This is a genomic window from Pseudomonas endophytica (genome assembly GCF_001411475.1).
Classification (GTDB): Bacteria; Pseudomonadota; Gammaproteobacteria; order Pseudomonadales; family Pseudomonadaceae; genus Aquipseudomonas; species Aquipseudomonas endophytica.
This window is the reverse complement of record NZ_LLWH01000050.1, coordinates 1-9,583: the sequence shown is the minus strand read 5'-3', so window position 1 is coordinate 9,583 and position 9,583 is coordinate 1. Positions and strand designations below refer to the sequence as shown.

Here is a 9,583-nt window from a genome sequence, read left to right as displayed (position 1 = left end):
GAAGAGTTGGTACGGCTGTTAAACAGGCTGCGTGACAAAGGTCAGTTCAAAGCGATTTTTGCGCCGTACAACATTAAGTTGGTCGCTACCCAAGAGTGATACTCGACACGCCCACAGGCCGGTCAAGTTTTTAGCGTCTTACACACGCCTCAGGTGAGCTGCCTGAGACTTTGTGGCAGTGAACCAATGCATCGCGAATCATAAAGTTAACCAGTGTCGGCGAAACGCCTAGCTCTTTGGCAATGTCCTTTTGCTGAACATCGTGCAAACGATACATTTCGAATGCATAGCGCGTGCGGCTTGGCAGTTCAGTCAGCGCGTCAGCGATATGTTCTAACGTCGAAAAATTGATGTGCGAGGTTTCGGGCGATGCCCCATTAATCACTACATTCAAGCCTTCCTCTTCAGTACCTGAGTACTTTTGCTCCAGCACCTGCTTACGGTAATGGTCAATGGCGAGATTGCGCACGATCTGAAACAAATAGCTTAACTGTGCTTTGAAAGAGGAGGTGATGTTCGGCGCTGACTGCAAACGGAAGAAAGCGTCCTGCACGACGTCTTCGGCCCGAGATCGACAGCCGGTGATCCGTGCTGCGATCTTGACCAAGGCTAAGCGGTTTTCAATGAAGGCTTGGAGTAAGGGTGAGTCGCACCTGCTTGTGGACACTGGTTCCGTCATGGAAATCACCTATGGCTATTAAAGAAGTGCTGCCTTTGCTCAGTAGGCAGTGTCACGATCCGACACAAAATAAGATTAATGATAATTATTGTCAATTGAGAAGAGGAATTAATACCGGCTTAAGTAGGACATTTCGACGAGTCGCCGGTCTGGCGATGGTGACCACACCAGCAGCCATAACGCTGATGCGCGCAGTCATGCTGCGCTCTATGGCCGAGATAGAGGGTAGCCAGCGATTGAGAGAGGGGAGATGGAGTGCAATCAGCCCAAGCGGCTGGGTGAGGCAGTTGCGGGCCACGTTCAGATGAGAGAACGCAGCCAACGCTAAGAGGGGGGAGTTATTTGGGGCCCAAAATGTGTTCTAACTTATCGGGAGAAGGTGCGCCTTGCTGTTGCTGCAGGTTGCCTTTTTCATCTAGGTAGAAAATGGCGGGCGTTGCAGACAGCTCTAAGTCGTTCATCAACTGAGTGTTGGCGTCTAACTTGGCTTGCACATCAGCTGGGATTTTACTCAAAGGCTTAAGCGGGCTGGCCTTGCCGGATTTTTCGTGCTCATGCAGCGCTTGTTGCGGGTCTTTGGCAGCCAGCAGGGCGGCCGATTTGCCAGGGCTGTCTGCGCGGATGATGCCCACCATGATGTGGCGCAACTGCACTTTGCCTGAGTCAACCCAAGGTCGGGCTTGCTCCCAAAACATGTTGCAGTACGGGCAGTTTGGATCGCTGAACAGGTAAACAATGCGCGGTGCATCTTTTTTGCCATCCTGAATCCAATGGCTCTTTTCCATGTTGGCCCAGACCTGTTTAGACATCGGCTCGTAGACCAGCTTTTGCAGCGGTGCCAAGCTTAAGTCTTTGCCGTCAGCGTCATACAGATTACCCACCAGCACATTGCCGTCTGGGGTCAGGTACAACGCCATGCCACGATTTTGGTATTGCGCGGCATAGCCTTTCAAACCGCTTGGCGCATCGAAGCTGCCGATAATTTTTGCCCCTTTAGCTTCGATTTTTTTGATCGCAGGTGGCAGCTCTTCAGCGTGTAGCAGCGGCGATTGCAACAGGGCGGCACCGAGCAGCGTACTCAGGCCTAGCGTTAACAATTTGCGGTTAAGCATCTACGTGTATTCCTTGCAGGGTCGACTTGTTGAGCCGACTTAGAATGTTCTTTTTTAAAGCCTTCCATCGCCTGTGCCAGGCTGGCATCGGACAATTCGCCCAAATGGCTGCGCAACAAGCGGCCGTCAGCGCTATAAAAAAGGGTGGTGGGTAAGGCCATTGAGCCGACTTTCTGTGCCAGTTGTCCGTTGCTGTCGAACAGAATGTTGCTCAGATTCAAACCTTGGGTTTCTAGGTAAGTACTGACGCTTTGCATGCTTTCGCCTTGATTGACGAATAAAAACGTCACGTCCTGATGATGATTCTGCGCACTTTGCAGGACTGGCATCTCTCGACGGCAGGGTGGGCACCAGGTGGCCCACAGGTTAATGATCAGCGGGCCGCCTTGATAACTGCTGAGCTCTACGGACTCGCCACTGGCGTCGCGCAGGGTTATTTCAGGCAAATGGTTACCTTGCTCGTAGAGGTTGGAGGACACGCTGGCCACGATCCAAAAGGCCAGGCCGCTGCCTAAGCCCCACGCTAAGGGGCGACGTAAACCCGCGTGGCGCCAACCCCAAATCAAGGCTGCAACCACCATGGCTAACAACCCTGGCCAGATCACAAAGCCGCCGTCACGTAGATCGAGCATTCTCAATGGGCTGTTTTGAAAGTGCGACCAATAGGCGAGCACAAAACCGATACGCGCCACTAAAAGCCCCAGTAAAAACAGCACGAAAAGCACTGACTCTGGGTTCTCACCGCCCCGTTTGGCCACCCGCCAACCGACCAGCGTCGCGATGGCGAGGGCCAAAATCAGCAGCACATGGTTAATCGCCAAGGCAAACGAACCGATGGTCAGGGTGAGCATTTAGGGAAGTTCCCGGGTGGCGTTCCAGTTATTCAAAAAAGTCTGGGCGTTAACTTCGCCGGTGATCCGTTGTCCACGACGTTCTACCCCGTTCGGGCCTATCCAGATAAAGCTGGGCGGGCCAGGTACTTGATAGCGCTTGAGCAGTTCGCGGCTGGCGGCGTTATCAGCGGTTACATCAAGGCGTAACAAGCGTACGCCTTGCAACGCAGCTTGCACTTCAGGTTTGGCGAACACTTGTTTTTCCATGACTTTGCATGACACGCACCAGTCAGCGTAGTAATCGAGCAATACCCATTGCCCTTCGGATTTGGCGCTGGCCAGCTCACGATCTAGGCTGGCTGGGTCGCTGAGGGTGATGAAGTCTCCATGGTCCGAGCTGACAGTGCTGCTGGCGACGGTCTTGGCGGTGTACACCTGCAACGGTTGCCACACGTCTGTACCGCCACCTGCGGCGCCCACCAACATCAAACCACCCCAGAGCCCGGCCAACAGGCTCAGCGGGCTAAAAAACGGTTTGGCGCGAGCAAAGTTTCGCGCTTGCTGCCAGACGCTGCTGGCAAAAATAATCAGCAACACGCCCCACAAACCGAGCCATAACGCTTCACTCACGACCGGACGCATCAATAGCAAGGCGGTGGCCAGGAACAAGAAGCCGAACAGGCCCTTGGTCAGGTCCATCCAAGCGCCAGGTTTTGGCAGAAAACGGCTACCCACGGTGACCAGCAGCAGTAGCGGCACGCCAATCCCTACACCCATCACAAACAGCACCAGCCCACCTTCAAGCGCATTGCCACTTTGCGCGATATAAAGCAGGGCGCCTGCCAGCGGAGCGGTCATGCACGGGCCGACCAGCAGACCAGACAACGCACCGAGGATACCCGCGCCCAACAAACTGCCGCCTTTTCGACCTCGGCCCGCGTTTTCGAGTCGATCGCGCAGGGCGGCGGGTAGCTGCAATTCAAAAAAGCCAAACATAGGCAGTGCCAGCACCACAAACAGTGCAGCGAAACTGCCCAGTAACCAAGGTTGTTGCAGCAGTGCCTGTAGGTTCGCGCCCAACATAGCCGCCAGCACACCCAAGGCTGCGTACACCAGCGCCATGCTCAGGACATAGCTGCTTGCGACGGCAAAGCCGCGACGGGCGCTGGTGCCGCTGCCTACGACCAGCCCAGCCAATATAGGCAACATGGGTAACGAGCAAGGCGTAAAAGCCAGTAGCAGACCTAGCCCGAAGAACAGCAACAAGCTCCAGCCCAGCGAGCGCTGCTGCAAGCTGGCAGCCAAGGACTGGTCTTGAGCCTGACCTTGTGCGGCCACAGGTGCAGCGCCGCCCAGATCAATGGTCTGGCTTTGCGGCGGGTAGCACAGCCCGGCATCCGCACAGCCTTGCCAGCTCACTTTGACTTGGCCGCTGGCGCCTGCCGGAATCAACATTTCAACGTATTGGCGGTAGACCTCGCTGGCACCGAAAAACTCGTCACTGTGCTCTTCACCTTGAGGCATGACCGGGGTGTGCGCAGCGTCTAGGCCATCAAATTTGAAACGTTTTTGATACAGGTAGTATTTATCAGCGATCTTCCAGCTCAGACGGGTTTCGCCTGAGGGCAAGGGCTCACTACTGAAAACAAACGCCTTGGCCGCAGGCAAGAAATCGACTTTCGGCGCAAAAGGGTCATTACTGGCGTGTGCTTGGGTAAAGCCCGTCAGGATAAGAAAGAAAAAAACTAACAAACGGTGCATACACCCAGCCTTGATTTATGAATAGTCGACACCTTGGCGGCCCATGATTAACCGAGTGTTAATAGAGCCAGTTAACTGACCGCCGCCAAAAGCAAAGTCGGTGCGCTACCTTTATATAGGTTGATAGGGTTTGCAACAGCGTGATAATCCGCCCTTAATCCCATCACTTTTAAATCGGCACATTTACGCGGGTATTAGCATGCACGTATTGGTTTGCGAAGACGATGAACTGATTGCCAGCGGTATTGTGGCCGGGCTTACGGCGCAGGGCTTGACCGTTGAGCACGTCGGCACCGCCGGTGCGGCCAAGGCCATGCTCAAAGTGGCTGAGTTCGATGTGATGGTCCTCGACCTCGGCTTACCTGACGAAGACGGCCTCAAGCTGTTGCAGCAATTACGCCAGCAGCGCTTTGAGTTGCCTGTGTTGGTGCTGACGGCACGTGATTCGGTAACCGATCGCGTGGAGGGTTTGCAGGCCGGGGCCGATGACTACTTGCTCAAGCCTTTTGATCTGCGTGAACTGGCTGCACGCTTGCATACCTTGTTGCGCCGCGTGGCGGGGCGTAGCGTGAATTTGATTGAGCACGGGCAACTGAGCTATGACCCTAGCAGTCGCATCACGCTGCTCGCCGGTCAGCCAGTGGATCTGTCGCGCCGAGAGCAGGCGTTGTTGCAAGCTTTACTGCATAACCGTGGGCGTGTCTTGTCAGCAGAGCAACTCAAAGACAGTGTTTACGGTTTTAGCGACGAACTGGAGAGCAATGCGCTGAACGTACATATCCATCACCTGCGTTCCAAGTTGGGCAAGGGTATTGTTGAAACCGTGCGCGGTTTGGGCTATCGCTTGGGCCCTGCCGACGGTGCCGAACAACCATGATGAGCATGCGACTGCGCTTGAGCCTGACCATTGGCTCGGCGTTTGTGCTGGTCTGGGCATTGGCGGCGGCTTGGATGCTCAGCGACCTGCGTCAGCAAATGATGTTCTCACTCGACCAGCGATTGGTGGCCTCTGCGCGCATGGTGGCCGGGCTGCTTGAGCAATTGCCACAGTTACCGGTTAAAGGCGAGGGCACCCATTTCAGTGCTGAACAACTGACCATTCCTGGCGGTATGGCGTGCCAAGTCAGCTCGTTGCGCGGCGAGGTTCTGGCTCGCAGCCACAATAATCCGGACCAGCCGATGCGCGCCGAGTCGGCGGGTTTTCATGATCAGATCATCGACGGCGCGGCCTGGCGTACCTTCACCCTAGACCGCGGCGATGTGCGTATTACCACCGCAGACCGGCAAGTCGAGCGCGAGGCTTTGAACTTGTCGGTGCTGTTGGCCGCCTCGGTGCCGGTGGGCATGGCATTGATAGTGTGTTTGCTGCTGCTGTGGCTCGGCCTTGGGCAAGGGCTGGCGCCGCTTAATCGCATGCGTGATGCCTTAATGCGCCGCGATGCCGACTCGCTACAACCCTTGCAGATCAGCCCTTTGCCCAGTGAACTCAAACCTTTGCTGGATTCACAAAACCAGCTGCTTGCGCGTATCGCTAAAGCCATTGAGCGCGAGCGACGCCTGACCGGCGATGCGGCCCATGAGCTGCGTAGCCCGCTGACCGCGATCAAAACTCATCTGCAAGTGGCGCGCATGACCGACGGTGCGGCGCGTGAGCAGTCGCTGGCACACGCCGAGGCTGGCGCGGATCGTTTGCACCGCACCCTTGAGCAGTTGCTGCTGTTGGCGCGGGTTGAGGGCAGTTTGTCGTTCGATGACGGTGTGCAGTGCTCGGCCGAGCAAGTGGCGCGCTTGGCAATCAACGATGCTGCCAGCGGTGCGGGCGACCGTGTTCAACTCGTCTTGGCCGAGAACCTGCCGGATACCCGTTTACAGGTGCCTTCGGTATTGGCGATTGCCGCCTTGCGCAATTTGCTCGACAACGCTCTGCGCCATACCTCGGTGGACACCCAAGTGCAATTGAACGTCATCGCACAAGGCAGCAACGTGGTGTTTAAGGTGCGTGACCACGGCCCTGGCCTTACAGCCGACACCTTGCAGCACATGACCCAGCGTTTCTGGCGCAACGGCAACAGCAACGGCTGCGGTTTGGGACTCGCAATTGTGCAGGCCATTGTTGAGCGTTGCGCCGGGGAACTGACGTTTGATAGCCAGCCAGATGGCTTGCGGGTTGAACTGCGCTTGCCATTGCAAACGGTCTAAACGCGTCGGTCTAGCGCCGCGGCCTGTTGCCGCAGCCACGCTTTGCGAGGCTGCGGCCAACCACGTGATTTCGCGGCCCCGCGAGCACAGGCCCTGTGTGCACGTACCGTCTAATACTGAGTTCACTTCAAAAAGCGCTTTTCTGCGGTTATTCCATTCCGATAGCATGCTTGCCCCAAATCATTAGCAGACGTTTCAGCAACGCTTGCAGCCTTGACATAGAGCCTACGCAGACCCTTGCCCGAAGCGATAACGCTGTTGTGTGGCGCCGCAAGGGGGCCTGCCCAGAACAAGAAGAGGAAGCCCCATGAAGCAATCGACGCTTGATCACCGACCGGACGGTGAAGAGCCTGAGCTAAAACGCAGCCTGACCAATCGTCACATTCAACTCATCGCTATCGGTGGCGCCATCGGCACCGGGCTGTTTATGGGCTCTGGTAAAACCATCAGCTTGGCCGGGCCTTCGATCATTTTTGTGTACATGATCATCGGCTTCATGTTGTTTTTCGTCATGCGGGCCATGGGCGAATTGCTGCTGTCCAACCTCAAGTACAAGTCGTTTATCGACTTTGCGACGGATTTGTTGGGGCCGATGGCCGGGTATTTTACCGGTTGGACCTACTGGTTTTGCTGGGTCGTGACGGGCATCGCCGATGTGATCGCTATCTCGGGCTACACCCAGTTCTGGTTTCCCGATATCCCGCTGTGGCTCCCCGCAATCGGCTGCGTCGCGGTGCTGCTGTCGCTCAACCTGTTGACCGTGAAGATGTTCGGTGAGCTTGAGTTCTGGTTCGCCATGATCAAGATCGTCGCCATTTGCGCACTGGTGCTCACGGGGCTGTACATGGTCATTACCGCTTATCAGTCGCCGACGGGTAACACCGCGGCGCTGAGCAATCTGTGGACCGATGGCGGCATGTTCCCTCATGGTCTGATGGGCTTTTTCGCTGGTTTCCAGATAGCCGTTTTCGCCTTTGTCGGGATTGAATTGGTCGGCACCACTGCCGCTGAAACTAAGAACCCAGAGCGCAATCTGCCACGGGCAATCAACTCTATCCCGCTGCGCATCATCATTTTTTATGTGTTCGCGCTAATTGCCATTTTGGCGGTAACACCGTGGCGCGATGTGGTGCCAGATAAAAGCCCGTTTGTTGAGCTGTTCATGTTGGCGGGGTTGCCTGCTGCTGCTGCGATCATCAACTTTGTGGTGCTGACGTCTGCCGCGTCTTCGGCCAACAGTGGGGTGTTCTCAACCAGTCGCATGCTGTTCGGCCTAGCACTGGATGGCGATGCACCTGGCACGTTCAAAAACCTGTCCAAACGTGCAGTGCCTTCCAATGGTTTGATTTTTTCTTGTGTCTGCCTGCTGGCAGGGGCGCTGGTGATTTACCTGGTGCCGAACCTGATAGACGCGTTCACTTTGATCACCACAGTTTCGGCAACGTTGTTCATGTTCGTTTGGACCATGATCCTGTTGTCCTACTTGGCGTATCGCAAACGCAGCGATCACTTGCACCGCGCATCGAATTTCAAAATGCCGGGCGGCAAAGTCATGGTCGCGGCTTGCCTGCTGTTCTTCGCCTTCATCCTCGTCTTGCTGGCGCTTGAAGACGATACCCGGGCTGCGCTGTATATGGTGCCGGTCTGGTTTGTGCTGCTAGGGCTGGGCTATCGTTTTGTTCCGCGCAACAAGGTGTTGCACGACAAGGGCTAAGACGATGCCTGAGGGCTGCGATTTGTTGAAGATCGCAGCCTTCGTCAGTGCTTACAGGGCTTTGACAATCTCATCAATATTGCCCTGCAACTCGGCCACAGGGTCTGCGCCGTCTGCGTTGATCACAACCAGTTGACTCCCACCCGCCGCTATCGCCGCTTTCAATTCTGGCGTCGGCTTACGATGGTCCAGCACCAGCGCTACGTCGTTGTCTTTGAGGGTTTGGGTCAAGGCTTTGAGCGCCTCAGGTGTCCACGGATCGTCACTTTTATGCGCCACTTCAACGCGCTCAAGGTTTAATCCGCTGATCAAGTAATCCAAGCGGTCTGAGACGCTGACCACGCTCAAATTATCGGCCTTGGCCAGTCGTGCTTCACTCTCGGCGCTGAGCTTGAGCAAGCGCTGCTTGAGATTCGCCAGATTGGCTTCAATTTTCGGCTTGGCGTCTGGTGCCAAACGCACTAAGTCGGCCGCGATCACATCGGCCATGCGCCCCATATTGTTGCTGGCTAACCAGGGTTGGCTGTTCAGCCCGTCGCTGTGAGCCTCAGACTGCATTGCAATGCCTGGCAGGCTACCGTCAACCGGGCGTGCCGCGTCGACTTCAACGATACGAATGTTGCTGCGGCGTGCCATCGGGTACAACGGATCGTCACTCCACAAAGAGCGTAAACCCACCACGGCATCAGCGTTTTCGGCCAGTGTGTGTAATGCCGGAGCGCCGCGCCCACTGAAATAGGCGCTTTGGCGACTGCCGGGCAGGTTGGCCGCGGCGGCCCGCTCAAGCGTCACGCCGCTGTCCTTGAGCAGCAACTCGCTCAAACCGTAGGTAATCGGCAAGCTGGCGAGGATGCGCACCGGTTGCGCAGCCTCAGTGGCAGCCATCAGCGGGGTGCTGAGCAGGCCGGAGATGGCGATTGCCAGGGTCAACTTTCGCAGAGTGAACATTTATCCAATATTCCCTTTTAGGCTTGGCACCACGCCACGCGCAATAGCGGCCAAGGCGAAGGCGATACCGGCTACCAGAATGATCGCGGCGCCGGACGGAATCGGTAGGTCGAAGACGATAGGCAGTAAGATCCCGCACAAGGTGCTGATGGTGGCGATGAGCACTGAGATCCAGAAAAAACCTTTTAACGATTGGCTGAGTAGGCGCGCCGCAGCTGCGGGAATCACCAATAAAGCACCCACCAGAATCGCGCCAATGACCTTGACCGCAGCGACGGTGATCAGCGTCACCAGAATCACGAATAGGTAGTCCAGCGACTTCACCGCAACCCCACGC

General features: G+C 56.2%; 10 protein-coding genes. 4 read left to right on the top strand and 6 right to left on the bottom strand.

Features of this window, described 5'->3' with window-relative positions; translation table 11 throughout:
• Window positions 1-130: 130 nt before the first annotated feature.
• Window positions 131-679, bottom strand: coding sequence for an RNA polymerase factor sigma-70 (locus AQS70_RS05240; protein ID WP_055101850.1), 549 nt, complete (start codon window positions 677-679; stop codon window positions 131-133).
• An 11-nt stretch (window positions 680-690) separates the two neighbouring features.
• Between AQS70_RS05240 and AQS70_RS05235 the strand changes: the two genes are divergently transcribed.
• Complete coding sequence (locus tag AQS70_RS05235) at window positions 691-987, top strand: hypothetical protein (protein WP_055101849.1); 297 nt, start codon at window positions 691-693, stop codon at window positions 985-987.
• A 30-nt stretch (window positions 988-1,017) separates the two neighbouring features.
• Here the strand turns inward: AQS70_RS05235 and dsbG are convergent, their stop codons facing one another.
• Genes dsbG through dsbD form a run of 3 tightly spaced genes read right to left on the bottom strand, consistent with a single transcriptional unit; the run spans window position 1,018 to window position 4,385 of the window.
• Window positions 1,018-1,791, bottom strand: coding sequence for a thiol:disulfide interchange protein DsbG (dsbG, locus tag AQS70_RS05230; RefSeq protein WP_055101848.1), 774 nt, complete (start codon window positions 1,789-1,791; stop codon window positions 1,018-1,020).
• Window positions 1,770-2,642 (bottom strand): TlpA disulfide reductase family protein, encoded by an 873-nt coding sequence (locus AQS70_RS05225; RefSeq protein ID WP_055101852.1) that lies wholly within the window; start codon window positions 2,640-2,642, stop codon window positions 1,770-1,772. Before AQS70_RS05225 ends, dsbG begins: the two co-directional genes overlap by 22 nt.
• Complete coding sequence (dsbD, locus tag AQS70_RS05220; RefSeq protein WP_055101847.1) at window positions 2,643-4,385, bottom strand: protein-disulfide reductase DsbD; 1,743 nt, start codon at window positions 4,383-4,385, stop codon at window positions 2,643-2,645.
• Between the two features lie 199 nt (window positions 4,386-4,584).
• Here dsbD and AQS70_RS05215 point away from each other — a divergent pair, with 199 nt between their 5' ends.
• The 3 genes from AQS70_RS05215 (at window position 4,585) to cycA (ending at window position 8,298) form a co-directional block, all read left to right on the top strand.
• Window positions 4,585-5,262 (top strand): response regulator, encoded by a 678-nt coding sequence (locus AQS70_RS05215; protein ID WP_055101846.1) that lies wholly within the window; start codon window positions 4,585-4,587, stop codon window positions 5,260-5,262.
• Entirely contained in the window at window positions 5,259-6,584 is a 1,326-nt protein-coding gene (locus AQS70_RS05210; protein WP_187331780.1) for an ATP-binding protein, read from the top strand. Before AQS70_RS05215 ends, AQS70_RS05210 begins: the two co-directional genes overlap by 4 nt.
• Before the next feature lie 307 nt (window positions 6,585-6,891).
• Window positions 6,892-8,298, top strand: coding sequence for a D-serine/D-alanine/glycine transporter (gene cycA, locus AQS70_RS05205; protein WP_055101845.1), 1,407 nt, complete (start codon window positions 6,892-6,894; stop codon window positions 8,296-8,298).
• 51 nt (window positions 8,299-8,349) lie between these two features.
• Here the strand turns inward: cycA and AQS70_RS05200 are convergent, their stop codons facing one another.
• Together AQS70_RS05200 and AQS70_RS05195 are read right to left on the bottom strand one after the other, a co-directional pair.
• Window positions 8,350-9,246, bottom strand: coding sequence for a metal ABC transporter solute-binding protein, Zn/Mn family (locus AQS70_RS05200; protein ID WP_055101844.1), 897 nt, complete (start codon window positions 9,244-9,246; stop codon window positions 8,350-8,352).
• Window positions 9,247-9,583 (bottom strand): metal ABC transporter permease (locus AQS70_RS05195; protein ID WP_187331779.1); only part of this gene is annotated, 337 nt, incomplete at its 5' end.

Bases quoted from the DNA above. Each gene is read 5' to 3' on its own strand.
- AQS70_RS05240 (WP_055101850.1), bottom strand. From the start codon at position 679: ATGACGGAACCAGTGTCCACAAGCAGGTGCGACTCACCCTTACTCCAA.
- AQS70_RS05235 (WP_055101849.1), top strand. From the start codon at position 691: ATGGCTATTAAAGAAGTGCTGCCTTTGCTCAGTAGGCAGTGTCACGAT.
- dsbG (WP_055101848.1), bottom strand. From the start codon at position 1,791: ATGCTTAACCGCAAATTGTTAACGCTAGGCCTGAGTACGCTGCTCGGT.
- AQS70_RS05225 (WP_055101852.1), bottom strand. From the start codon at position 2,642: ATGCTCACCCTGACCATCGGTTCGTTTGCCTTGGCGATTAACCATGTG.
- dsbD (WP_055101847.1), bottom strand. From the start codon at position 4,385: ATGCACCGTTTGTTAGTTTTTTTCTTTCTTATCCTGACGGGCTTTACC.
- AQS70_RS05215 (WP_055101846.1), top strand. From the start codon at position 4,585: ATGCACGTATTGGTTTGCGAAGACGATGAACTGATTGCCAGCGGTATT.
- AQS70_RS05210 (WP_187331780.1), top strand. From the start codon at position 5,259: ATGATGAGCATGCGACTGCGCTTGAGCCTGACCATTGGCTCGGCGTTT.
- cycA (WP_055101845.1), top strand. From the start codon at position 6,892: ATGAAGCAATCGACGCTTGATCACCGACCGGACGGTGAAGAGCCTGAG.
- AQS70_RS05200 (WP_055101844.1), bottom strand. From the start codon at position 9,246: ATGTTCACTCTGCGAAAGTTGACCCTGGCAATCGCCATCTCCGGCCTG.